Here is a 25,443-nt window from a genome sequence, read left to right as displayed (position 1 = left end):
GGTGCCTTATTCTTGCCATAATTAGACTTAAGAAGCCCTTTCTCATATAATAGGAGCAGAATAATTGTTAGCAAAGGACGTGGATTCATGAGTTCGGAAAGTTCATTTGACATTGTATCCAAAATGGATATGCAGGAATTGACCAATGCTGTTCACCAGACCGAGAAGGAGATTGATAACCGGTTTGACTTCAAGAACAGCAAAAGCAGCCTGAAGCTGGAAAAGGATGCGCTTATGATCGCCTCAGAGGACGAGTATAAGCTGGGGGCAGTCATTGATATTTTGCAATCCAAGATGGTCAAACGTGGGATTACCCTCAAGAATCTGGATTTCGGAAAAGTCGAACCGGCTTCCCTTGGGACAGTGCGCCAGCGTCTTGGCCTCAAGCAGGGAATCGATCAGGAAAACGCTAAGAAAATCAATATTCTGATCCGGGATTCCAAGCTGAAGGTGAAGAGTCAGATTCAGGGAGATCAAATCCGCGTTACCGGCAAAAGCCGCGATGATTTGCAGCAAATTATTCAGATTTTGCGCAAAGCCGATTTGCCGCTGGATTTGCAGTTTAACAATTTAAAGTAAGCTTTTGTGCCCCGCAGTGCTTACGCACCATTTTTGCGGGGTGCTTTCTGTTTTTTTGACACGTACATATGGCTATAATATACTTGCTTAAGCAGTTTTGAAGAAAATAGTGGAATTTTGGATTCGTAACGATCAGGGGAGGAACTTCAGTGAATTTGCCCAACCGCATCACGCTAGCCCGCATTTGCCTTATCCCGATTATGATGTTTTTTTTGCTGGTGGATTTCAGATTTTATCCGGAGCCTTTACATTGGGGCTCGTTCCAGCTTTCAATTAATCATCTGATCGCGGCTGTAATCTTTCTGCTCGCGGCCAGCACGGACGGTATAGACGGCTATATAGCCCGGAAATATAACATGGTCACTAACCTCGGCAAGCTGCTTGACCCGCTGGCGGACAAGCTGCTGGTTTCTGCGGTGCTGATTTCTCTGGTTGAGCTGGGAAGATGCGATTCATGGATCGCCATTGTGATTATCAGCCGTGAGTTTGCCGTAACCGGGCTGCGCCAGGTAGCGCTGCTCGAAGGCAAAGTGGTTGCCGCCAGCAAATGGGGCAAGATAAAGACAGTCGTGCAGATTGTCGCCATTTCACTTCTGCTGCTCAACAACTTTCCCTTCCAGTTCGTCAGTATTCCTCTTGATGATATTGCCATTTGGGCTGCTGCGCTCATCACTATTTACTCGGGGATTGATTATTTCGTGAAGAACAAGGATTTGCTGCAGCTTCATGATGCTTAGAACTTAACAACGCATCCACTCTACAACCAGGAGGAGAAAGCCAGCTATGAAAGCGGAAATTATTGCCGTCGGAACGGAGCTTTTACTTGGACAAATCGTGAACAGCAATGCCCAGTTCTTATCTGTAGAGCTGGCCGCGATGGGAATTGATGTTTATTTTCAAACTGTGGTCGGAGATAACAGCGGCCGTATTCAGGAAGCAATAGAGATTGCAAAGAGCCGTGCGGATGTCATTTTGTTCACTGGTGGAATCGGTCCGACCGAAGATGACCTGACCAAAGACGCACTGGCGTTAACGCTGGGCCGTTCGCTTCATATCGACCAGCTTGCGATGGATCATGTACAGCGTTTTTTTGATGACCGAAAGATTGTGATGACAGAGAACAACCGTAAGCAGGCACTTATTATTGAAGGAACTACGCCGCTTTCCAATGAAATCGGCCTTGCTGTCGGCATCGCATTCGCCCATGAAGAGAAGTATTATATCGTGCTTCCAGGCCCGCCGCGCGAGATGAAGCCGATGTTTACGGACAAGGCTAAGCCATGGCTGCTGCAGCACGCGCTGACAGACGAAATGCCGATTTACTCCAAAATGCTCAAATTTGCCGGCATCGGCGAGTCGCTGCTGGAGGACAAATTGATCGATCTGATCCGGAGTCAGACTGATCCAACTATCGCTCCTTATGCCAAGGAAGGGGAAGTGACGGTCCGCATCTCTACCAAAGCGACTTCTGAACACAGTGCCATGGAGAAGCTGGACGTGCTGGAGAAAACAATCAAGGATATTCTGCCGGAGCATATGTATGCCAATATAGATGTGCCGCTGGAACAGCTTATTGTCGATTGGATGGCAGATGCCGGACTGACCTTAAGCGCCGCAGAGAGCTGTACAGGCGGTTTGCTGATGGAGAGCATCACGAATATTCCAGGCAGCGCATCCATGTTCAATGGAGGTATAGTTTGCTATTCCAATGAGCTGAAGAAGAAGCTGCTGAATGTGCCTGCTGCTCTTCTCGAGGGTCCTGATGCTGCCGGAGCGGTCAGCCGCGAAGTTGCTGAGGTGCTGGCGGAACAGGTAAGAATGATAGGGGACAGTGATTTCGGGTTATCGGTTACAGGCGTTGCCGGCCCCGGCTATTCCGAACGCAAGCCGGTAGGGCTTGTCTATGTCGGCTTAGCGGAACGGGGGCAAAAGACTGAGGTGTATGAGCTCAATCTCAAAGGGACGCGTGAGAACATACGGCTGCGTTCAGTCAAAGCGCTATTATACCGTCTCTGGCGCAGGCTGGAGGAGCGCAAGGTGGCTACTCCGCTGGATGGATCAGCCTTGCAATAACCTGCTAAGACGGTATATAATTGTATATACGGAAGAACCGTAGCACTGAGAACTCTCTGCTGCGGTTTTTTGTTTTATGCGGCGCCGCGGACTACAGCGGAGCTCCTGCGAGCATAGGCCGTTGATTTCCGGTGACTGAAGGATTTGTATTGAATTCAACATCCGGAAGGAGGCTTACAATAAAAGGGAGTATTCTCCCGGAAGACAAAAAAAACGAATGTATGTTCGAAAAAAAGCTTGGCAAGACCTCCAAAACACGTTATTATATTACTATAAACAGTGAAGGAAGTGGTCTGATTGTCAGATCGTCGTGCAGCGCTTGATATGGCGCTTCGTCAAATAGAAAAACAATTCGGTAAAGGTTCGATCATGAAACTGGGAGAATCCTCGCATATGAAAGTCGAAGTCGTACCTAGCGGCTCCTTGGCACTTGATATTGCATTAGGTATTGGCGGACTTCCTAAAGGACGCATTATTGAAGTATACGGACCGGAATCTTCCGGTAAGACGACTGTTGCTCTACATGCGATTGCAGAAGTGCAGAAGCTTGGTGGACAAGCTGCTTTCATCGATGCAGAGCATGCGCTTGACCCTAAGTATGCTAATGCTCTCGGCGTAAACATTGATGAGCTGCTGCTCTCCCAGCCGGATACAGGCGAACAGGCACTGGAAATCGCCGAAGCGCTCGTCCGCAGTGGCGCAGTAGACATTATTGTCGTGGACTCCGTAGCGGCATTGGTACCGAAAGCGGAAATTGAAGGCGATATGGGAGATTCGCACGTTGGTTTGCAGGCACGTCTGATGTCCCAAGCTTTACGTAAGCTGTCCGGAGCGATCAACAAGTCTAATACGATTGCCATCTTCATTAATCAGCTGCGTGAGAAAATCGGCGTTATGTTCGGTAACCCGGAAACAACTCCAGGCGGCCGGGCATTGAAATTCTACTCTTCCGTTCGGCTTGATGTGCGCCGCGTAGAGAGCATCAAGATGGGAAATGATGTTGTCGGTAACCGTACGAAGATCAAAGTCGTGAAGAACAAGGTTGCACCTCCGTTCAAGCAGGCAGACGTTGATATCATGTACGGTGAGGGTATCTCCAGAGAGGGAAGCCTTGTTGATATCGGTACGGAAATGGATATCGTTAACAAGAGCGGTGCCTGGTATTCCTACGAGGGTGAACGTTTGGGCCAAGGTCGTGAGAATTCCAAGCAGTTTCTGAAAGAGCATCAGGACATTGCTCTGGTGATTGAGAATAAGATTCGTGAAGCCAGCAATTTGTCGACGATTGTAGCGGCTCCGAGTGAAACCGAGATTGCTGCAGAGCAAGAGGAAGAAGAAAACTTGCTGCTCGAAATCGAATAAATTGAAGTGAATATTATATAAGGTAATAGGCGCCCTGTGAATGATCTTAACAGGGCGCTTTTTCATAAGATCAGAAGAGTATAAGAATCAATAGCTATGAGGTGACAGACAGCCATGGTAATACAATTGAACCCTGAACCGGAAGAACAGGAAGAACAACCGCTGGACAATTTCCCTGAAGGCGAGCTGCTTGTCATCACACGGGTAGAGCGGCAAAAGAAGTCCGATCACCGTTACATTATTCATTTCGGCGCATATAACATGACTGTTCATGAAGATGTCATGATTAAATATCGGATGATTACCGGCAGTTCGTTCATGAAGGAAGATCTGGTGGAAATTGTTGTTGCGGATGAACGGCAGCGTGCTTATGTAGAGGGGCTGCGGTATTTGGAACGCAAGCCTCGGACGTCTCAGGAAATGGCCCGTCGTTTACGCGAGAAAGAAATAGGAGAGACTATTATTGCCGAGGTGCTGCTGCGGTTACAGCAGGAGCGTTTCCTTGATGATCCCTTGTATGCCAAGCAGTGGGCGGAACAACGCATTGCAAATCAGCGTAAGGGCAAGCTATGGATCCGTCAGGAGCTGCGGGAGAAAGGAATCGACAAGTCGCTGATCTCGGAAGCGCTGGAGAATATCTCTCCGGAACAGGAACTGGAGAGTGCTCTGCAGACAGGGCGCAAGAAATGGAATCTGATTCGCGGAGACGTTAATGACAAGCGCAGAAAGACCGGAGCCTTCCTCATGCGGCGCGGATATTCCGGTGAAATGGTACGGCAGGTACTGAATGTTTTACGCCAGGAAGAGGATTTTGAGGGTGAAGAAGAGGAGATTTACTTCCCTGACTGATTCTCTTGACTTAAATGCGGTTATCGACTCTCTTGACAAGGTCTTTTTATAAATAATAAAATATAACATGAATCGGCATAAACTAAGAATCCTTTTTCCTTCCCAAAAAGTAGACTCTTATGAACCGGTTCGCGTACAACTCATATGAAATGTAATCGCCGGATAAGGCGGGCAGTGTGCATGTGCAGCATGTGCAGTATGGCAATCGGTGTATTACCGGTTTTTTGTATGGTGATGAACGGATAGTTTAACAACTGCACAATTCCCAAGGCATTTCCCTTGGAGGAACCAACGAGGAGGTGAACAGATGGTAACTGCAATCTGGGTCATAATCGTTCTCGTTGTAGCTGCATTATTCTTTGGATTCGGTTATTTTATTCGTAAATCCCTTGCAGAAGCTAAGATTTCAAGCGCTGAGAAAGAAGCCGTAGTCATCGTGGAGAACGCGAAGAAAGAGGCGGAGGCGCTGAAGAAGGAAACGGTACTCGAAGCTAAGGACGAAGTCCACAGAATCCGTACTGAAGCTGAGAAAGAAACTCGTGAACGTCGGAATGAAATCCAACGGCAAGAGAGACGTTTGCTGCAAAAGGAAGAATCACTGGATAAAAAAATGGAATCGCTTGAACGAAAAGAAGAACAAGTAGCTAACAAAGAGAAACGAATTGACGAAACACAACAGCAAATTGATGTAATTTACAAGAACCAGGTCACTGAACTGGAACGTATTTCCAATTTGAGCATCGATGATGCCAGAAGTATCATTCTTAGCAATGTAGAACAGGAAGTTCGCCACGAGACCGCACAGATGATTAAGGAAATTGAACAGCAGGCCAAAGAGGAAGCGGACAAGAAAGCCCGCGAAATCATTACACTGGCTATTCAGCGCTGCGCAGCTGATCATGTGGCGGAAACAACCGTGTCAGTAGTTACATTGCCGAATGAAGAAATGAAGGGCCGGATTATCGGCCGTGAAGGCCGCAACATCCGTGCACTGGAAACTCTTACTGGTATTGATCTCATTATTGATGATACGCCGGAAGCCGTTATTTTGTCGGGCTTTGATCCGATTCGCCGCGAAGTGGCCCGTACGGCACTTGAGAAGCTGGTTGCTGATGGACGTATCCATCCGGCACGGATTGAAGAGATGGTGGAGAAATCCCGCAAAGAAGTGGATGAGCGGATTCGCGAATACGGTGAACAGGCTACCTTCGAGGTTGGCGTTCACGGATTGCATCCGGATCTGATCAAAATTCTGGGCCGTCTGAAATTCCGTACGAGCTACGGTCAAAATGTACTCAAGCACTCCATGGAGGTTGCTTATTTGACTGGACTTATGGCCGGTGAGCTTGGGGAAGACATCGTGCTTGCTAAACGTGCCGGTCTGCTGCATGATATCGGCAAAGCGCTGGATCATGAAGTGGAAGGTTCGCACGTCGAGATTGGCGTCGAACTGGCGAAGAAATACAAGGAGCATCCGGTTGTTATCAATAGTATCGCGTCCCATCACGGTGACTGCGAAGCTACTTCGGTTATTGCCATGCTGGTTGGAGCTGCTGACGCCTTGTCGGCTGCACGCCCTGGCGCACGCCGTGAGACACTGGAAACGTATATCAAACGTCTGGAAAAGCTGGAGGAAATCTCCGAAAGCTTCGACGGTGTCGAGAAGTCCTACGCCATTCAAGCGGGCCGCGAGGTTCGGGTGATGGTGCAGCCTGAGAAGATCGACGATGCGGAAGCATTCCGTCTGGCCCGCGACATTACGAAGATGATCGAGAGTGAACTGGATTATCCGGGTCATATCAAGGTTACCGTAATCCGCGAGACACGGGCTGTTGAATACGCTAAATAAGCAAGGAAATCGGCCCCCCTGCGGGGCCTTTTTTCTTTCATACAGAATATATGCTTTCGAAGCCGGATGTGTACGAAGAACATTCAGCACGGGTTAACCCACTAAACTTTTAGGAGGAGAACAACATTAAAGTTTTATTTATAGGTGATATTGTAGGCAATACTGGCAGAAAAGCGCTGCGTGAAATGCTGCCTTCGCTGAAGAACAAATACCAACCGCATATAATCATTGCGAACGGAGAAAATGCCGCAGCGGGAAGAGGTATTACTTCCGCTATTGCCAATGAATTTTTCAACTGGGGCGTTCATGGCATTACAATGGGCAATCATACATGGGATAACAAGGACATCTTCGAATTTATCGACGACGAGCCCCGGATCATCCGCCCGGCTAATTTCCCTGCAGGAACACCTGGCAGAGGATATACGATTATTAAAGGCAATGGCAAAGAGCTGGCGATTGTCAATCTGCAAGGACGGACCTTTTTGCCGGCAATTGATGATCCGTTTCGGGTGGGCGAAGAGATTGTGGACGAGCTGCGCCGGAATCACAAGTGTATTCTGGTGGATTTCCACGCCGAGGCTACTTCCGAGAAGATCGCTATGGGCTATTTTATGGACGGGCATGCTTCCATTGTTGTAGGAACCCATACACATGTGCAGAGCAATGACGATGTTATCCTGCCGGGAGGCACTGCTTATCTGACGGATGCCGGCATGGTTGGTTCAAGAGAAGGAATTTTGGGTATGGAAAAGGATGCGGTCCTCTATAAGTTCACTACCCAGCTTCCGGCCAGATTTGTGGTTGACGAAGGTAAATGGCAGTTGCACGGTTTATTCGCAGAGATTGACGAGGCTACGGGCAAGGCAACACGTCTGGAGAAGATTCGGCTGCGTGAAGATGAATGGGTAATGAGTTAATGAGGGCACCAAGGAATTAGGCTTTTCGGGAATAATCGCTGATTTGGGGTAAAGTGTGATATTTTTTATATCGAAAAAGAGTAACTTTTGTACCATTTTCTCCGGAGTAGTCCGCAAAAAGAAGGAATTATTTCTTCTCTCGCGAATAACATCTACAGTAGTGGAAGAACACCATCATTTTCCCAGGGGAGGTACTTACTATGGATGTATTAAAAGTATCAGCTAAATCCAATCCGAATTCCGTTGCCGGCGCACTAGCGGGTGTTCTTCGTGAACGTGGATCGGCCGAGCTACAAGCTATTGGAGCAGGAGCACTGAACCAAGCAGTCAAAGCAGTTGCCATCGCCCGGGGATTTGTCGCGCCAAGCGGTGTCGACTTGATCTGCATTCCAGCCTTTACTGACATAGTGATTGATGGAGAGGATCGGACGGCGATTAAACTCATTGTAGAGCCTAGATAATTAATGGATGTTAGAACTTACGGGATGAACCTGTTTACCTATGTAAACAGGTTTTTTGCTGTTCAGGTGAAGAGCGGGTCATCCTCTGCATAAACTATAAGCAGGAGCGCTGGATGCGATGTGCGCGGAAACTGGATGACAAGTAAGAAAGTGAGGGCGATCTCATGGGAAGAGCGGAGCAACTACGGGTGGCGGATTTCCATTGTGATGTTCTGAGCAAACTGCAGGCTTCCCCCCATCTAAATTTCGACAAGGACAGCCGGCTTGATGTAACTGCAGAACGGCTTGCAGCGGGTGGCGTCGGCCTGCAAGTTTTTGCGATTTATCTGTCTACGGTTAGGGGAAGACCTAGTTTTGAAAGTGTGCTGGGACAAATTGAACTATTCCAGGGCAAAGTACTAGGCTCAGGAGGCCTTCAGTGGCTGCGCTGGAAGGAGGAAGCAGTGGAACTGGTTAGAGTGCCCCCCAGATGGGGGCTGCTGTCTCTGGAAGGCGTAGACGGTCTGGAGGGGAATCTATTCTATGCTCAGTTGTGTTTCGATCTCGGGGTGCGCTTCCTTGGAGTCACCTGGAACTATGCGAACTGGGCTGCAGATGGTGTACTCGAACAGCGGAATGGAGGATTTACCGAAAAAGGCCGGGAGCTGATCGAGTGGTGTAACAGTAGCGGTATGCTGCTGGATGTGTCTCATTTGGCCCCAGCAGGCTTCTGGGAGTTGGCTGAGCGGAGCAAGCGTCCGTTTATTGCCTCCCACTCCAACGTCGCAGCTGTGTGCGGCCATCCGCGTAATCTGAGCGATGAACAGATCAAAGCGTTGATTGCCATGGACGGCCGGATGGGACTTACCTTTGTTCCTTGGTTTGTTAAAAATGGAGGCGACGCCAAAGCGGATGATCTTCTAAGGCATATCGATCATGTCTGCAGCCTGGGGGGCACAAGGCAGCTGATGTTTGGTTCCGATTTTGACGGGATTGATGCCTGGGTAGATGGACTGGAGCATCCTGGAAAATACGCCGAGTTTGCTGAGCTGCTGCTCCGCTACTATCCGGAGGATCAAGTGAAGGGGTGGCTGTACGAAAATGCTTGGAGTTTTTTAAGCCTGCATTTGCCGTCAAAATTAAATGACCATAAAATACCATAAAGTAACAGATCATGACAAAATCGTGACAATCCAGCTTCGAAAGCTCAAAATGTCGAAAAAAGGACTCTCATTGTGCAGAGGGTCTTTTTATTTTTGGGTAATAAGAGGTATAATGTTCAGTGGCTTGTACAGATACTAGAGAAAATACAAGGAGTGACTTTACAATGAGCAAGACTGTACCCGTAGGTGTGTCGGCTAGACATATTCACCTTACGCAAGAGCATGTGGAAGCGTTGTTTGGCGCAGGTTATCAACTGACTGAGTTCAAACCGCTCTCCCAAACCGGACAATTCGCAGCTAACGAGCAAGTAGCAGTAATCGGCACCAAAGGTAAATTCGACAAAGTAAGAATTCTAGGACCTGTCCGTCCGGCATCACAGCTGGAGATTTCCCGCACAGATTCTTTCAGCCTCGGCGTGAAAGCACCTGTCCGTGAATCCGGACATATCGAAGGCACACCGGGCATTACCCTTAAGGGACCAGCCGGTGAAGTAGAACTGGAGACTGGCGTAATTATTGCTGCACGTCACATTCACTTCCACACTTCTGAAGCAGAAGCTTGGGGCATCGCCGACAAGCAGCTTCTAAAAGTACGTCTGGGCGGCGAACGCGGCTTGGTACTGGAAAATGTTCTTGCCCGCGTATCGGACAATTTTGCGCTTGATATGCATATCGACACCGACGAAGCCAATGCTGCAGGTGCCAACAACGGCGACACAGCTGAAATTGTAGATTAGTATTTATTTATAAGCAGGTCAAGACGCGGAGGAGCGATCCTCCGCTTTTTTATGTTCTGTTATTTTATGCGTTTAGGATGATACTTGGAGTTGAGGGTAGTGGGTAAGTGAGATGAGAAAGTGGTTATTTTGTTATAACTACAGTGTTTACGATGGTTCCTACGGAGTGCGTTCTTCGAGCAAAGTCTGGCTGAGTTTGGCGGCGGCGCGGTTTTTATACCATTCATTGCTATAGTGCTTCTTGCAATAGCCCTTTGCATAATGTCTCGCTGAACAGTTGGGGAATGTGCATAATGATGGATTTGCTGTTCTTTTTTTACCCATAATTCAAAGCGCTCCTTTGCGTCATTTGTGATTTGCATGATTACTGTACACCAGCAATCTAAACCAAATCTGAACAACCCTGCTTTGCTGATGGAATAAAAGGCGTGAAAGGAATGGATGGTGGTACACTAGGACTAACAAAAAATTTCTGCTGATGTTTCTCTTATTGTTCAATTTGTGTTATCATTATGTGTTATGACTTTGATGAGCGCTATGTGGAGACGCTGCAAACAAGGTACAGCAGTTACCTGATTGATAATATATGTATTTAAAATTAAGGAGACAACATGACTTTTAATGATTTGAATTTGATCCCAGCGATCCTCAAGGCGTTAAGCCAAGAAAATTATACATCACCCACCCCCATTCAGGAGGAGTCCATTCCCGCGGCTTTGGCCGGCAGAGACGTTCTCGGCTGCGCACAGACCGGAACAGGCAAAACAGCCGCTTTTTCCTTGCCGATTATTCAGCTGCTAAGCCAGCAGCCTTCTGCAACCGGCGGCAGACGCCGGATTCGTTCGCTGATTCTCACACCGACAAGAGAGCTTGCACTGCAAATCTCGGAAAATATCCAGGCTTACAGCAAATTCACCAGTATCCGTTCAACAGCTATTGTTGGCGGTGTATCGCAAAAAGCTCAGGAGCGGGCATTAAGCCAGGGTGCGGATATCCTGATTGCCACGCCAGGCCGGCTCATCGACCTGATTACCCAGAAGCATGTTGACCTGCAGTATGTGCAGATTCTTGTACTGGATGAAGCGGACCGCATGCTGGACATGGGCTTCATTCATGACGTGAAGCGGATTATCGCCAAAATGCCAAGCAAAAAACAAACATTATTCTTCTCGGCTACGATGCCGACAGAAATTTCGAATTTGATTAAAACACTACTGGTGAACCCGGTGAAAATCGAGATTACACCAGTTTCCTCCACCGTGGACAGAATCGAGCAGTCGATCTATCTGCTGGAGAACGGCAACAAGCAGAATCAATTAAACCGCCTTCTTCAGGACAAATCGATTGTCTCGGCACTAGTCTTTACCCGCACCAAACGTGGTGCTGACCGGGTTACCCGTGATTTGACGCGGATTAATATTACTGCTCAAGCGATTCACGGCAACAAATCCCAGAATGACCGGCAAAATGCGCTGCGTAACTTCAAAAGCGGAGCTACCCGCGTGCTTGTTGCTACAGACATTGCCGCCCGGGGAATTGATATTGACGAGCTGTCGCATGTCATCAACTTCAACCTGCCGAATATTCCGGAAACTTATGTCCACCGTATCGGCCGTACAGGCCGTGCCGGTATGAGCGGAATCGCCATTTCTCTTTGTGAGGCCGAAGAGATCCCGTACCTCAAGGATATTCAGAAGCTGATCGGCAAGACGATACCTGAAGTTAAGGACCATGCGTATCCGATGTCTAAGAGCGCACAGGCTCTGCTGAATGAACGCCCGGCAAAAGCTCCGGCGAAGCCGGCAGCCAAGGCGAAGACCAATCCGGCGCGCAAGCCAAAGTCGGAATGGTTCACACAGGGCAACCGTTCAGGCAGCACTTCCGGCGGAAGCAAGAACAGCGGCCAGGGCAGCAGACTGAACGGGGAATCGGCTCATCAAGCAGGAGCGGGTGCAAGACCCGGGAGCGCTTCGGCCGGTGGAGCTGGTTCTAGCGGCAGAGCAAGCGGAGGAAACGGCAGCGGAGCAAGTGCTAGCAGCCGCCCAGGCGGCTATAGCGGCAGACCTGGCGAACGGGCTGGTACCGGACAGAACAGCAGACCTGCCGGCAGCCAAGGCGGCAGACCCGGTAACAACCACAGCAGCCGCCCAGGCGGCAGACCTGCAGCCAAAGCGGGCAGATCGCAATAAACGGATGCTTATAGATTAGACTGCAGCCTTCCCTGAGCGGGAGGCTGTTTTTTGTGCGTTATGAGTTCTGTTTTCCGAAGCTGTAGGCTAAACTGCAGTAAGAGAGGTGAGGTATGTGATAGATGAATTTGTCTGGGGAATTTTCGTCGTTGATAATTATCAATTACTTCGAATGCCGATAAATTATAGCTTCGCATACTATCATAAAAAGAGTGGTAAATTGGTTGGTATGGACGGGATCCACCATGAACATTTTCATTTTAAAGATGGTTCTAAGTGAAGCTGAGTAAATTTGTTGTTAAGCTTGCGAGTCTCGTCAGTTACACAAAAAAGCGGTAGTCTAGGGCTTTATTTCGCCATGACTTCCGCTTTTTTATTGGTATCGACGAGTAAAGGCAGCTTGCTATCCGATTCAGAAGCTTCACGAGACAGCAAATAAAGGTAAAACTATCCATCCTGAAGAATATGGATAGAGTACAATCTAAGAGAGGAGTATGACTATGATTAGTGGAGAAAACCAAGCAATCATTGATAATTATGTTGAGGCCTACAATGCGTTTGATGTCGAGGGCATGGTTAGACTTTTAGATTCTGATATATTGTTTAAAGATTTTTCCAATGGTGGAATCACGACAGAGACCAGGGGAATTCAAGAGTTTAAAGAATTGGCAGAAAAGTCTTTACAGGTTTTCTCTAATCGTCGTCAGACCATTACCCATTACAGCGCTGTAGATGACAGAGTAGAAATACAAATTGATTATGAAGCAATACTGGCTGTTGATTTACCTAATGGATTAAAGACTGGAGATACACTTCAACTAAAAGGGAAGTCGGTATTTGAAATTAAAAATGGAAAAATAGCATTGATTGAAGATTATGGTTAAAAGCATTATAAAACAGTTGCATATCTCAGAAGAGGTGGAATTGGGAGTATGAGATTGAAATTAGAAGGAATTACAGTTTTGGCGCATGATGTTCCTAGATTGACTAGCTTTTATCGTGATGTACTCGGATTTAAGACCGTTGTTGAAGAAAACCATTATGCTGAATTTGTGAATGGCGGCATTCGCCTTGCGATTTGTTCAACACCATTGATGGCGGATAACACAAACGGTCATTATTCCTTTATAGAAGAGCGTAAAGGGCAAGCCTTCGAGCTTAACTTCGAATGTGATTCACCGGAGGCTGTCCGCACGATGTATGAGGAGCTTATTTCAAAAGGAGCTGCAGGGATCACTGCACCGAAGTCGATGTCTTGGGGGCATACCACGGGTTTCTTCGCAGATCCGGAAGGCAACATTCATTCTATTTTTGCGGTTAATCCGGTGGCAGCGGACAATCAATAATACCTAGACTACGCTGAAAATGGTAGTCATAACAACAACCGCCTTGGACAGTCTGTGACTGTACCGTAGCGGTTGTTGTTATGTGTAAATAACCGGTTATGGATTCAGGTGTTATCCGGCCAGATAAGCCCCAAGTTCTTCACGCAGCTCAGAGCTGATCGAGGTCATCGGTAAGCGGAGCGTATCAGAGGAAATCTCTCCGTAGGCGCTAAGCAGCCATTTGATCGGAGCCGGGTTGGACTCCTTGAAGAGCAGCTTCATCAGCGGCAGCAACTGGTCGAACGCTGCTGTAGCTTCAGCGGTCTGCCCGGCTTTGAACTGCTCGTAGATACCGAGGAACTTCGCGGTATGCACGTTGGCCGAGGCCAGCATGCCCCCGGCGGCTCCGCAGCCCAGCATATGCAGGAACTGCAGGTCGTCGCCGCACAGCACCGGCTTCGATCCCAGCCGGGACAGCTCGGAGACAAGCAGCGGAGAGCCGGAGCAGTCTTTTAAACCTACTACGTTATTCATCTCAAGGATGGTGCGTGCGGTATCGACCGACATGCCGACTCCGGCGCGGCCCGGGATATCATAGGCGATGACCGGAATGCCCACTTCGGCGGCTTTGCGGAAATGCTCAATAATGCCTTGCTGGGAAGGGCGGCTGTAATAAGGGACGACCACGAGCACAGCATCAGCACCTGAATTGGCAGCCAACTCAGTGCGGGCTATAGTGGAGGCCGTATCGTTAGTGCCTGTACCGACCACCAGCGGGACCGGGCTCGATTTCAATAATTCCCGTGATGCATCCACGAGAGTCTGTAATTCCTGTATGTTGACTGTCGGCGATTCTCCAGTGGTTCCATTGACGACCAGACCATGAATATTGTTCTTGATGATGTTGTTCACATAACGCTGATATGATTCCAGATCAATCTCGCCAGCTGCATTGAACGGGGTTACCACGGGAACATAGATTCCATAAATCTGTTCTTCTGTTAACATGAATATCGTCCTCCAAAATGTTGAAATCCTTTTATCTTACTGTAGCATGGAATATTCCATCGGCGTTAGCTATAATAAATGATGTGGGTTATCAATAATATTGATGTTAGGGTGAGGTTATGGATTTAACATATATGCGGACCTTCCGCGAAGTCGCGAAACGGCAGAGCTTTACCCGCGCGGCTGAAGAGCTGGGCTATGCGCAGTCCAGTGTGACGATGCAAATTCAGAAGATAGAGAAGGAATACGGGGTTCCACTGATAGAGCGGCATGGACGTGCGCTGCGCCTGACTCCACCTGGAGAAGAGCTGTTGAAGCTGTTCGTGGAGATTCTGGATTTGTATGACCGCTCCAAGGAGACGATCGCTCAACAAATCGGCGGGACGCTGACGATCGGGACCATTGATTCCTTGGCTGCGTTTTATTTGCCGCCGTTCCTGCAGCAGCTGCGCACGACTTTTCCGGGACTGAACATTCATCTGCAGACCGAGCAGGAAGCCAATCTGGTGGCGAAGATCCGGGACGGTGAAGTGGATATCGGCTTAATGCTGGACCGGAATGCCACCGACTCCGTGCTTGAGCGGACGATCATCAGAGATGAACCGCTGGTGTTGGTTGCACCTGCCACCCATCCGCTGGCCCAACTTGCGGACGTGACACTGCAGGATCTGAACAATTGTGAGCTGATCGTTTCCGAGGAGAGCTGTATTTACCGCAGCCTGTTCGAGAATCTGCTGCGGGAGCATGGGATTGTTTTCCGCATCGGCTTTGAGCTGTCGAATCTGGAGGCGATCAAGCGTTGCGTGCGCAACGGGCTGGGCATTGCCTTGCTGCCAAGAATCGTCGCCGAGGAGGAGATCGAGCGGGGGAACCTGGCGGAGCTGTCTTTTGCCCATCCGGAAATTCATTTCGATCTGCAGCTGCTGCTGCATCCCAAGAAGTGGAAATCACTGCCGCTGCAATCGCTGATTCAGATGCTGCTGGCAGATGCAAAGACGAAGACGGTGGCGCTGTGAAATGCTCGGAGGAACGATAGAAAAGTGACTTTTTAACAGGCTAGTATGCAGCAAGATATTGACATCAAAAACGAGAATATGGTATATAAAAGGAAGTGTTAGCACTCATTCGAGTGGAGTGCTAATTTCCAGAGAGCAAACAGAAGAGTTATTTTTGAAAGGAGATTATTTTATTCATGGCCAAAAAAGAGTTTAAAGCCGAATCGAAGAGACTACTAGAGATGATGATTAACTCCATTTATACACAGCGGGAAATTTTCCTGCGGGAGCTGATCTCCAACGCAAGCGATGCCATTGATAAAATCTATTACAAAGCGCTGGCAGATGATGCGCTGGTGTTCAATAAAGAGGATTATTTCATTAAAGTGACTGCCGACAAGGTCAGCCGCACGTTGACCATCTCTGATACAGGGATCGGGATGACGCAGGAAGAATTGGAGAACAATCTGGGGATTATCGCGAACAGCGGCTCTTTTGCATTCAAAAAGGACAATGAGTCGAAGGACGGCCACAATATTATCGGCCAGTTCGGTGTCGGGTTCTACTCTGCATTTATGGTAGCGGACGATGTTACTGTAATCAGCAAGGCGCTGGGCAGCGACCAGGCGTACAAATGGGAGTCCCAGGGCGCGGATGGATATACGATCGAACCGTTCGAGAAGGATGCTGTCGGCACCGAGATTATTTTGAAGATTAAAGAGAACAGTGAAGAAGACAACTACGATGAGTTCCTGGAAGATTACCGCCTGAAATCCATCATCAAGAAATATTCTGACTTTATCCGTTTCCCGATCAAGATGGATATTACCGGCAGTCAGCCTAAGGAAGGCAGCGAAGGCGAGTTCGAGGAAACCAAAGAAGAGCAGACTGTGAACAGCATGGTGCCGATCTGGCGCAAGAACAAAAACGAGCTGACCACAGAGGACTATGACAACTTCTATGCCGAAAAACGCTACGGCTTCGATAAACCGCTGAAGCATATCCATATCAGTGCCGATGGTGCTGTAGTCTATAATGCGATCCTGTTCATTCCGGAAAATACACCGTTTGATTATTACACCAAGGAGTATGAAAAAGGTCTTGAACTGTACTCCAACGGCGTGCTGATTATGAACAAATGCGGGGATCTGCTGCCGGATTACTTCAGCTTTGTCAAAGGGATGGTCGATTCCGAGGATCTGTCGCTCAATATCTCCAGAGAGCTGCTGCAGCATGACCGCCAGCTGACCCTGATTGCCAAGAACATCAAGAGCAAGATTAAGAGCCAGCTCCTGAGCCTGCTGAAGGATGAAAGAGAGAAATACGAGACATTCTACAAGTCTTTTGGCAGACAGCTTAAATTCGGAGTCTACAATGACTATGGCATGGAAAAAGAAACCCTCCAGGACCTGCTGATGTTCCACTCCTCCAAGGAGAAGAAGCTGGTTACGCTGGCTGAATACGTGGAAAGAATGCCGGAAGACCAGAAGTATATCTATTATGCTTCCGGGGAATCGGTAGAGCGGATCGAGAAGCTGCCGCAGACTGAAATGGTATTGGACAAGGGTTATGAAATGCTCTATTTCACCGATGATATCGATGAGTTCGCGATCAAGATGATCATGAACTATAAGGAAAAAGAATTCAAAAATGTATCCAGCGGTGATCTGGGGATTGAAGCAGATGCAGCTGACAAGCCTTCGGAAGAAGAGGAAAACGAGAACAAAGGGCTGTTCGACGCGATGCAGGGTATTCTGTCGGGCAAAGTGAAGGCAGTCAAAGCCTCTAAACGACTTAAGAGTCATCCGGTCTGCCTGTCCACGGAAGGCGAGCTGACCATCGAGATGGAAAAAATCCTCAAAGCGATGCCGAACGGACAAGAGGTACAGGCGGATAAGGTACTGGAAATCAATATTAACCACGACGTCTTCAAGTCCTTGAAGGCTGCTGCCGAAGGGGATCAGGAGAAGCTGGGCCTTTACACGAACCTGCTCTACAATCAGGCGCTGCTGATCGAGGGCTTGCAGGTTAATGATCCTGTACAGTTCACGAACGATATTTGCAAAATCATGGTATAGAATGGCGGCATTTGCCGAACTGGAGCATCACTGAAGGCTTCGCCCAACGGCTACCCAGAGAGAGAGGACGTCTCATCGTAAAGATGAGGCTTCCTTTTTTTGTTGAGGCCTGCTTCAAGAGAGCTACAATTTAAGGCGAAATCGGGTACAATAAGCTTATGTAATTTCTAGGACAAATGGAGGAACAGACTTTGACATTGACTGTTGGTGTGATCCGTGAAATCAACCGGTATCCGGTCAAATCGTTCGCGGGAGAGCAGCTGGAGGCTTGCGACATTGAATCCTACGGCGTCGTAGGCGATCGGGTTTGCTCTTTTTATGATGAAAGGAAACAGGGCTGGAAGCGATTCGTTACGGCCCGCAATATACCGAATATGCTTACCTATCAGGCGCGTTACCGGGATGGGGAGGTCGCTGTCACTGCAGCGGACGGGCGGACCTTTCGCTGGGACGAGCAGCTGCTTGAAGAGATTCAAAGCCAGACAAAAATCCCGGTGAGCATGTCCGGCCTGAAGCAACCGCACCCGGAGAATCCGCATTTGCTGTCGGTGGATGAGGCCAGTATTCTGCTTGTTACCGATGGCAGTCTGAGAAAACTGGAGGCGCTCTGGGGACGCGAGGTCGATCAGCGCCGGTTCCGTGGGAATTTCGTGATAGCATTAAGTGATGAGTCGCTGTTTGAGGGAGACTGGACCGGGCGGAGGCTGCGGATTGGCGGGGTGGAGCTGCAGGTGAATGAGCTGTGCGAGCGATGCGTCATGACGACGATGGACCCGGATACTGCGGAGAAAGCCCCCTCGCTTCTGAAAATCGTCAACAAAGAGCTGGGGCTTCATTTCGGCGTGTATGCTTCCGTTATCCAAACCGGGCGCGTCTGCGTTGGAGATGAGGTTCATCTGGCTGATAGGCCGGCAAGCCAATAAGCTTAAGCGAAATGCCAGCGCTGTTCCGGATAATGCCGGTTCAGCGCTTTTTTCATTTTGTGTATCCATACCCATGCCTACTCCGCTCTGAAGCATTCAATGAATTTCTCGGCCAGTGACGACAAATATTTGTCCTTCATCCATACGGCGGCGACCCGGGTGCGGAGCGATTCACCGCGGATTTCCTTATAACGCAGTTTGTCGTTTCTCATGAGGCCGAAGGCTGATTTCGGAAGAATGCCGATGCCGAGACCGGCATTGGCCCAGAGCAGCGTGGTGCGGGCATCGTCGTTCATGCAGAACACATCCGGATTGAATCCGTGCTCCAGGCAGGTTTCACGGATCAGCTGCTCGAAGCGGCGGTAAATAATCAGCGGCCTGTCCTTGAGTTCCCCGATATCAATAGAGGACTCTCCGTCCGTCCAGTCATAATCAGGAGTCATCACGGCAATCATAGGTTCAGCCCCGGCATATACACATTCGAGACTTGTGCTGTTAAAAGGCGTGCGTACAATGCCGACCTCGATGATTCCTTTGCTGAGCAGATCAATCACCTTATAGGTGTTGCCTTCGTGAATTTCGAATTTGACGCCGGAATAGATTTTGTGAAAATCAAAGAGCCGATCCTGCAGCAGAGTTGCCGCGGAGGAGGATACCGTCCCAATGGAGAGCGTTCCCCGCAGCCCGCTTGCAAAATCACTAATCTCACGCGTGGTGGCATCGGCCAGCTCCAGAATCTGCTGTGCCCGGCCCCGCAGAATTACTCCGGCATCGGTCAGCTGTATGCTGCGCGGTCCGCGCTCCACCAACTTTACGCCAAGCTCCTCCTCCAGCAGCTTCAGCTGCTGACTGAGCGGTGGCTGGGCCATTTGCAGCTTCCGTGCAGCGGAAGTAATCTGTCCTTCCTCGGCAATCGCCAAGAAGTATTTGAGCTGTCGGATATCCATTTGTTAAACCTCCGGATTTGGCATATGAATTAAGTATGGCATTGATACGAAACCAATATTATTAATATGTAAGCAGGTATGACATAATCATAACGGGTCTTAACGCTATTTCATAGTGATTACATACTACATAAGTTAGGTGAGGGTTACTGTGTTCAAAATTGCTGTTTTTCTTAAACCGTACAGAAAAGAAGTTATACTCGGGCCGATCTTTAAGCTGCTGGAGGCGATCCTGGAGCTGCTGCTGCCGACCATCGTTGCGCTGATCGTGAACAACGGAATCGGCGGGCAGGATAGTGCCTATGTGTACCGGATGGGCGGGCTTATGCTGCTGATGTCGCTCCTCGGTTTCGGCTGCTCGATGGTTTGCCAATATTATGCCGCCCGGGCATCACAGGGCTTTGGCACTTCGCTGCGCAACAAAATGTTCAAGCATATTTCTTTGTTGTCCTATGCCGAGCTGGATACCTTCGGTACACCGTCGCTAATCAACCGGATCACGAGTGATGTGAATCAGCTGCAGCTGGCTGTGGCCATGCTGATCCGTCTCGTAGTCCGTGCGCCGTTTATCTGCATCGGGGCCATTATTATGTCGATGATTCTCGATTTCCGGCTGTCGCTGATTCTGCTCGCGGCGACACCTGTTTTTGGCGTTATCCTGTACTTTATCATTACCCGCAGCTCGCCGCTCTACCGCAAATATCAGCAGAAGCTGGATCATTTGGCGCTGGTACTGAGCGAGAATCTATCCGGTATCCGCGTCATCCGCGCCTTTGCCGAAGCACGGCGGGAGAAGCAGCGCTTCAATGAAGCTTCGGATGATTTGACGGCAACGGCGATCCGTGTTGGACGCATCTCTGCCTGGCTTGGCCCGATGACTACTCTGGTGGTGAACGCAGCGATTATTGCCATTCTGTGGGCTGGCGGCATACACATTGATGCGGGCCGATTATCACAGGGTGAAATCATTGCGTTTATCAACTATGTAACCCAGATTCTGCTGGCGCTGATTGTTGTATCGAATCTGGTAATCCTCTTTACCAAGGCTGCGTCCTCTGCGAATCGTGTGAATGAAGTGCTGGCGGCTGAAACCTCAATCTCGGATGAAGGGAACAGCGCCCTGCCAGTGATGGAAGCGGCAGCTCCTGCTATTTCATTCGAGCATGTCTCCTTCGGTTACAACAAGACTGGAGAGCTTGCACTGCAGGATATCTCAGTGGTGATCAACCGCGGAGAAACCGTGGGGCTTATCGGCAGCACCGGCTCCGGCAAGTCCACCTTCGTGAATCTCATTCCGCGTTTCTATGATGCGGTGGAGGGGGAAGTCAGAGTAGGCGGCGTCAACGTCAAAGAATACCGGCTGGATCAGCTGCGGAGCCTGATTGGCATTGTGCCGCAGAAGGCGCTCCTGTTCACCGGGACGATTGCCGATAACCTCCGCTGGGGCAAGCAGAATGCAACGAAGGAGGAACTGATGCAGGCAGCCGTTGTAGCCCAGGCCGATGAATTTATCCGCAAGCTGCCGGAAGGGCTGGATACACCGGTCGCGCGTGGAGGGTTGAACTTATCCGGCGGACAAAAGCAACGTCTTACCATTGCCCGCGCCGTCGTGGGTACCCCTCCGATCCTTATCCTTGATGATTCTTCCAGTGCGCTCGACTTTGCGACCGATGCGGCACTGCGCAGGGCACTGAAGGAGAGCAGCAGGGATATGACCGTGCTGCTGGTATCCCAGCGGGTCAGCACGGTGCGGCAGGCGGATCAGATTATCGTATTTGACGAAGGACGGATTGTTGGGAAAGGCAGTCATCAGGAACTGCTGGAGTGCTGCGGGGTTTATCAGGAAATCTGCCAGTCCCAGCTTTCCAGCGAGGAGGCGGGACAATGAAGGGCAACAATACCTGGAAAAGAATGTTTGGCTATACAAGTCATTTTAGAGGCATGACCATAACCGCGGTAATCTGCGCTATCATCAGCGTGATTGCCAGTCTGATCGGGCCGCTGCTGATCGGCCGGGCTGTCGATCATATGGTGGGTCCGGGCGAGGTTGATTTCGCCGGAATCCTCAGGCTGCTGCTGATCCTGGCTGCGGTATATATTGTGGGCAGCTTTTTTGGCTGGCTGCTGACGTATTACACTAATCGGATAGCTTACAAGACGGTCTACGACATGCGCCGTGAGTTGTTTGACAAGCTGAACGTACTGCCGCTGAAATTCCATGACAATCATCCGCAGGGCGACAGCATCAGCCGTTTTGTCAATGATATGGACGCCGTTTCGGACGGGCTGCTGCAGGGTTTCTCTACGCTGCTGACCGGTATTGTGACCATTGCCGGTGCGATCGGGCTGATGCTGTACATTAGTCCGGTGATGACGATAGTCGTGCTGCTGTCGGCTCCGGCAACCTTTTTTGTCGCCCGGTTCATCACTACGCGTTCCCAGAAGCTGTTCCGTGAGCAGGCGAAGATTCTCGGCGGATTAAACGGATATGTGGAAGAAATTATCGGCGGACAAAAGGTGGTGCAGGCATACCACTACGAGGACCGTTCATTCGCCCGTTTCTCGGACCGTAATAATGAGCTGTACCAGGCAGGTGTCAAATCCCAGTTTTACGGTTCATTGGCTAATCCGACAACACGGCTGGTCAATAATATTACCTTCTCGGTCATTGCGATGATCGGCAGCGCGCTTGTAATTGGTGGGCATTTTTCGGTCGGGGATTTGTCCAGTTTCCTGATTTATTCGAACCTGTTCGCAAAGCCGTTCAATGAGATTACCGGTGTCATCACCCAGCTGCAGATGGCGACGGCTTCGGCACAGCGGATTTTTGCCATTCTCGACCTCCCGGCGGAAACGCCAGATGCTGCAGGGGCTCACGTCATGGACACCAGCCAGGGCACAATCACCTTCGATAAAGTAAGTTTTGCATATGATCCAGGGCGTCCGCTAATCAAGAATTTCAGCCTGGAAGTGAAGCCGGGTACCCGTGTAGCGATTGTAGGACAGACTGGGGCAGGGAAGACGACGCTGGTCAACCTGCTTATGCGTTTCTATGACGTAGACAGCGGGACAATCCAAATTGACGGAATAGACATTAATAAGATCACCAGGGACAGTCTGCGGCGTAATTTCGGAATGGTGCTGCAGGATACATGGCTGTTCGGAGGCTCCATCCGCGATAATATTGCTTATGGCAAACCGGATGCGACAGAGGAAGAGGTCATAGCAGCAGCCAAAGCAGCGAATGCGCACAGCTTCATCAAACGGCTGCCGGAAGGGTACGCTACGAAGATCAGCGGTTCTGGAGACAATCTGTCCCAGGGCCAGAAGCAGCTGCTCACCATCGCCCGCGTTATGCTCGTGGATCCGCCGATGCTCATCTTGGACGAAGCAACCAGCAGCATTGATACATTGACGGAGATTCGGATTCAGAAGGCTTTTCTCGCCATGATCTCAGGGCGCACCAGCTTCGTTATTGCCCACCGGCTGTCCACGATCCGCGAGTCCGATCTCATTCTCTATATGAAGGACGGAGACATCGTCGAGAGCGGCACACATGAGGGACTCCTGGAAAGCGGGGGATACTATGCCCGGTTGTACAACAGCCAGTTTGCGACGGTATAGCGGGCTTAACGTGGCAGGTTATGGAGGAGGAGTTGTGCTACTTTGGCAGAGCTTCACGCTCTTTCATTGACCCCATATATACAAACAGCGGCAGTTCATGGACGGTAAAGAAGCGTCCTGGACTGCCGCTGTTTTATTGAGAGAGAGTTCTTTGTTAGTTCAAGCTGCTTCAATCATATAATATCAGCCCTTCGAAATAATCAGTGAAATCATACATATCCCCTGCCTGAAACCAACCGGTTAATCCTGTGGAGAGCTCAAACTTAATATAACCCCGGTTGTCTTCTCCTAAGAAACTCACCTGATCACCAGGGTTGATTTGAAGAAATTCTTCATCTGAGTTTCTTAGTTTTTGCAATTTTAGTTCTTTTTTGGCGGTTAACACAGTAGGGGGAGACATAGAGTAGAAATCTTGTTCTTCTTCACGGAGCTGATGCTCTGCATCTAACCGGAATACGAGTTCACGATACCATGTCTGCAGCTCCTTCGCTCGATCAATCCCTTTAACAGTGCCAAGCCCGTCAATCATAGAAGAATGTGCGGCAAAATCGGGAACGGTACCAACGGATCTGATTTTTTGACCGTCATAGTAATAAAAATAAGTCTCTCTAAAAAAATCATACTGACTATCAAATTGAAAAGCGATTTCAAAGTAAGGATCATTAATATTAAGATCGACAATTTCAAAATAAGGAAACATGTCTTCACCGTCAAACTGAAGAGATGTTCCATTTACTTTAAGCGTCCATGTTGTATCGCCTTTCGTTGTAGGGATCTTTAGCTCAACATTATCACTAATTCCATCTCCATTAAGGTCAATAACCATATGTTGCTGTTTAAAGGTATTGGAGCCCTCGTAATTTTTGACACGATAATCATCCGTATGTGTTGCGATTAACTGATAGGCTGCGTACTTTGCTTCATAGGTATGTAATAATTCGATATTTTTCTTTTCTATGTCCGTGAAAGCATCTTTATAGTTTTGGTTCTTTTTGTACCATTTCTTTGAAGAAAAGTAGCCGGCCAAATCCTTGCGTTTGAATATATAACCATGCCGGGCATAAATCTCATTACGCGCCAGTTCCAAGATATGACCATCCATGTTACTAACGTTGTCAGCATTCAGCAATACCTTGTTACTGTCATTTATGATGTATTCCCTGACCGGATTTGCCGGGCTTACAGCCTTATTGCTATTTTCTTCCTTTGTTAAGTTCACTGGTTCCTTTGTGGAACAGCTCGACAAGAGAATCAGGACTCCAAAAATGAGACCCATTCTTCTGAGATTGTGGTAAAACAAATTGCATCCCCCTTAGTTGACTTCTACATCCTAAAATTTGGATCTAGCAAATATAACATAAAAAGGGGGCAGCTCCAACGAGCTATTTTATATTATCTTACCTGTTATTTTAAAAATAGAGCCCAGTTCCTGAGGCAAAAGCACTTATTGCTTCTGCCGGTTCGCTGCTTGACTCTGGCTTCGCTGCAGTGACTCCCTCATTACACCCGGCGTGCAGCCGTAAGTCTTGCGGAATACCCGGATGAAATAGTTTGTTTCCATCCCAAGATTCAAAGCGATATCCTGCACAGGGATGCCGGGACTTTCAGTCATCAATTGAAGACCCCGCTCCAGCCTCAGGTTCTGGAGGTATTTATGCGGGGTTACGCCATACTCATGCAAGAACAGTCGCTGGAAATGCTGCACGGAATAGCCGACGGCGGCAGCCAGATTAGCAACCAGCAACGGTTCGGTGAAATGCTCATTGATTAGTCTCACCGCTTTTTGCAGTGCTTCGTTGCGGACATGCTCATTTTCCAGGCGGCTGGCTGTACCGGCAGAAGGCTCGCCCCGGCGCATCATAAGGATGAGCCGGTAGAGGCTGACGGACAGTTCCTGCGTGGCCTGTTCCTCCTGGCGGCTGGCATTCCCTCCATTTACGGTCTGCCAGATTCCGCCGATGGCTTCCCAGCATTCCTCGAAGCGCACAGGATGATAGGCGGAGGGCGGCAACAAGCCGAGACTGTGAAGCATTGGCCCTGTCTGGCTGCCGTAAATGCCGGTAAAAGCTACATGCCACGGCTCATGAGACAGCGGGTAATATTCATGTCCGCGGTCAGGCGGGAAAACGAAAGCCATTCCGGGTGCCAGCACCGTTTCTGTTCCGTCCGTGAGATCGCGGAATATCCCCTTTCCGCTGCGGATCAGGAAGAGCTGATGGACAGGGAATCCAGACGGGCGGACATGATGGTACTGAATGTGTCTGCCGACAGAATAAGGGTACAGGGGAAAGTCCTCTAGGTTACGCGGCATTTCAACCAAAGAAAAAGGTAGCAAAACTGTTCACCTCATATTCATTTTGTGCTATGTAATCGCGAGTATAA

The 25,443-nt window shown here is 49.2% G+C and carries 23 protein-coding genes; 18 read left to right on the top strand and 5 right to left on the bottom strand.

Annotated elements, in window-relative coordinates:
• Positions 1-87 precede the first annotated feature (87 nt).
• The 10 genes from H70357_RS20355 (at position 88) to pduL (ending at position 9,972) form a co-directional block, all read left to right on the top strand.
• Positions 88-579 carry a YajQ family cyclic di-GMP-binding protein gene (locus H70357_RS20355; RefSeq protein ID WP_038593340.1) on the top strand — a complete coding sequence of 164 codons (492 nt, stop codon included), beginning with the start codon at positions 88-90 and terminating at the stop codon, positions 577-579.
• Between the two features lie 149 nt (positions 580-728).
• Complete coding sequence (gene pgsA / locus H70357_RS20350) at positions 729-1,316, top strand: CDP-diacylglycerol--glycerol-3-phosphate 3-phosphatidyltransferase (RefSeq protein WP_038593337.1); 588 nt, start codon at positions 729-731, stop codon at positions 1,314-1,316.
• A gap of 46 nt (positions 1,317-1,362) precedes the next feature.
• On the top strand, positions 1,363-2,652 hold the full coding sequence (locus tag H70357_RS20345; protein ID WP_038593334.1) for a competence/damage-inducible protein A: 1,290 nt from the start codon (positions 1,363-1,365) through the stop codon (positions 2,650-2,652).
• Positions 2,653-2,949: 297 nt separating this feature from the next.
• The gene (gene recA, locus H70357_RS20340; protein ID WP_038593331.1) at positions 2,950-4,014 is read left to right on the top strand and encodes a recombinase RecA; all 1,065 of its coding nucleotides are present in this window, start codon (positions 2,950-2,952) and stop codon (positions 4,012-4,014) included.
• 114 nt (positions 4,015-4,128) lie between these two features.
• The gene (locus H70357_RS20335; protein ID WP_038593328.1) at positions 4,129-4,863 is read left to right on the top strand and encodes a regulatory protein RecX; all 735 of its coding nucleotides are present in this window, start codon (positions 4,129-4,131) and stop codon (positions 4,861-4,863) included.
• A 307-nt stretch (positions 4,864-5,170) separates the two neighbouring features.
• On the top strand, positions 5,171-6,712 hold the full coding sequence (rny, locus tag H70357_RS20330) for a ribonuclease Y (protein ID WP_038593326.1): 1,542 nt from the start codon (positions 5,171-5,173) through the stop codon (positions 6,710-6,712).
• A 125-nt stretch (positions 6,713-6,837) separates the two neighbouring features.
• Complete coding sequence (locus tag H70357_RS20325) at positions 6,838-7,632, top strand: TIGR00282 family metallophosphoesterase (protein WP_038593324.1); 795 nt, start codon at positions 6,838-6,840, stop codon at positions 7,630-7,632.
• Between the two features lie 200 nt (positions 7,633-7,832).
• Positions 7,833-8,093 (top strand): stage V sporulation protein S, encoded by a 261-nt coding sequence (locus tag H70357_RS20320; protein WP_019910496.1) that lies wholly within the window; start codon positions 7,833-7,835, stop codon positions 8,091-8,093.
• 164 nt (positions 8,094-8,257) lie between these two features.
• A complete protein-coding gene (locus H70357_RS20315) occupies positions 8,258-9,235 on the top strand; it encodes a dipeptidase (protein WP_038593322.1) in 978 nt (325 codons plus the stop codon).
• 164 nt (positions 9,236-9,399) lie between these two features.
• The gene (gene pduL / locus H70357_RS20310) at positions 9,400-9,972 is read left to right on the top strand and encodes a phosphate propanoyltransferase (protein ID WP_038593320.1); all 573 of its coding nucleotides are present in this window, start codon (positions 9,400-9,402) and stop codon (positions 9,970-9,972) included.
• Between the two features lie 159 nt (positions 9,973-10,131).
• Here pduL and H70357_RS35970 read toward each other — a convergent pair whose 3' ends face one another.
• Complete coding sequence (locus H70357_RS35970) at positions 10,132-10,296, bottom strand: hypothetical protein (RefSeq protein WP_156130910.1); 165 nt, start codon at positions 10,294-10,296, stop codon at positions 10,132-10,134.
• Between the two features lie 287 nt (positions 10,297-10,583).
• On the opposite strand from H70357_RS35970, the gene H70357_RS20305 reads away from it, so the two are divergent.
• From H70357_RS20305 to H70357_RS20295, 3 genes are all read left to right on the top strand, one after another.
• The gene (locus H70357_RS20305; RefSeq protein WP_038593318.1) at positions 10,584-12,161 is read left to right on the top strand and encodes a DEAD/DEAH box helicase; all 1,578 of its coding nucleotides are present in this window, start codon (positions 10,584-10,586) and stop codon (positions 12,159-12,161) included.
• Positions 12,162-12,661: 500 nt separating this feature from the next.
• On the top strand, positions 12,662-13,045 hold the full coding sequence (locus H70357_RS20300; RefSeq protein WP_038593314.1) for a nuclear transport factor 2 family protein: 384 nt from the start codon (positions 12,662-12,664) through the stop codon (positions 13,043-13,045).
• A gap of 48 nt (positions 13,046-13,093) precedes the next feature.
• On the top strand, positions 13,094-13,507 hold the full coding sequence (locus tag H70357_RS20295) for a VOC family protein (protein WP_038593311.1): 414 nt from the start codon (positions 13,094-13,096) through the stop codon (positions 13,505-13,507).
• A 111-nt stretch (positions 13,508-13,618) separates the two neighbouring features.
• Here H70357_RS20295 and dapA read toward each other — a convergent pair whose 3' ends face one another.
• The gene (dapA, locus tag H70357_RS20290) at positions 13,619-14,494 is read right to left on the bottom strand and encodes a 4-hydroxy-tetrahydrodipicolinate synthase (protein ID WP_038593308.1); all 876 of its coding nucleotides are present in this window, start codon (positions 14,492-14,494) and stop codon (positions 13,619-13,621) included.
• 119 nt (positions 14,495-14,613) lie between these two features.
• Between dapA and H70357_RS20285 the strand changes: the two genes are divergently transcribed.
• The 3 genes from H70357_RS20285 (at position 14,614) to H70357_RS20275 (ending at position 18,490) form a co-directional block, all read left to right on the top strand.
• Positions 14,614-15,510: a LysR family transcriptional regulator gene (locus H70357_RS20285; protein WP_038593305.1), complete on the top strand. Its 897-nt coding sequence runs from the start codon at positions 14,614-14,616 to the stop codon at positions 15,508-15,510.
• 176 nt (positions 15,511-15,686) lie between these two features.
• Entirely contained in the window at positions 15,687-17,567 is a 1,881-nt protein-coding gene (htpG, locus tag H70357_RS20280; RefSeq protein ID WP_038593302.1) for a molecular chaperone HtpG, read from the top strand.
• A gap of 191 nt (positions 17,568-17,758) precedes the next feature.
• On the top strand, positions 17,759-18,490 hold the full coding sequence (locus H70357_RS20275; protein ID WP_156130909.1) for an MOSC domain-containing protein: 732 nt from the start codon (positions 17,759-17,761) through the stop codon (positions 18,488-18,490).
• 77 nt (positions 18,491-18,567) lie between these two features.
• Here H70357_RS20275 and H70357_RS20270 read toward each other — a convergent pair whose 3' ends face one another.
• On the bottom strand, positions 18,568-19,437 hold the full coding sequence (locus H70357_RS20270; protein WP_038593299.1) for a LysR family transcriptional regulator: 870 nt from the start codon (positions 19,435-19,437) through the stop codon (positions 18,568-18,570).
• A gap of 151 nt (positions 19,438-19,588) precedes the next feature.
• Between H70357_RS20270 and H70357_RS20265 the strand changes: the two genes are divergently transcribed.
• Positions 19,589-21,325, top strand: coding sequence for an ABC transporter ATP-binding protein (locus H70357_RS20265; RefSeq protein WP_038593296.1), 1,737 nt, complete (start codon positions 19,589-19,591; stop codon positions 21,323-21,325).
• Complete coding sequence (locus H70357_RS20260; RefSeq protein WP_038593294.1) at positions 21,322-23,061, top strand: ABC transporter ATP-binding protein; 1,740 nt, start codon at positions 21,322-21,324, stop codon at positions 23,059-23,061. The genes H70357_RS20265 and H70357_RS20260 overlap by 4 nt, the downstream gene beginning before the upstream one ends.
• A gap of 169 nt (positions 23,062-23,230) precedes the next feature.
• On the opposite strand, the gene H70357_RS20255 is transcribed toward H70357_RS20260, so the two are convergent.
• A complete protein-coding gene (locus H70357_RS20255) occupies positions 23,231-24,361 on the bottom strand; it encodes a YARHG domain-containing protein (RefSeq protein WP_156130908.1) in 1,131 nt (376 codons plus the stop codon).
• 144 nt (positions 24,362-24,505) lie between these two features.
• Complete coding sequence (locus H70357_RS20250; protein ID WP_231578291.1) at positions 24,506-25,396, bottom strand: helix-turn-helix domain-containing protein; 891 nt, start codon at positions 25,394-25,396, stop codon at positions 24,506-24,508.
• Between the last annotated feature and the right edge of the window lie 47 nt (positions 25,397-25,443).

Source organism: Paenibacillus sp. FSL H7-0357 (genome assembly GCF_000758525.1).
GTDB lineage: Bacteria > Bacillota > Bacilli > Paenibacillales > Paenibacillaceae > Paenibacillus_AQ.
This window is presented reverse-complemented; position numbering and strand designations above follow the sequence as displayed.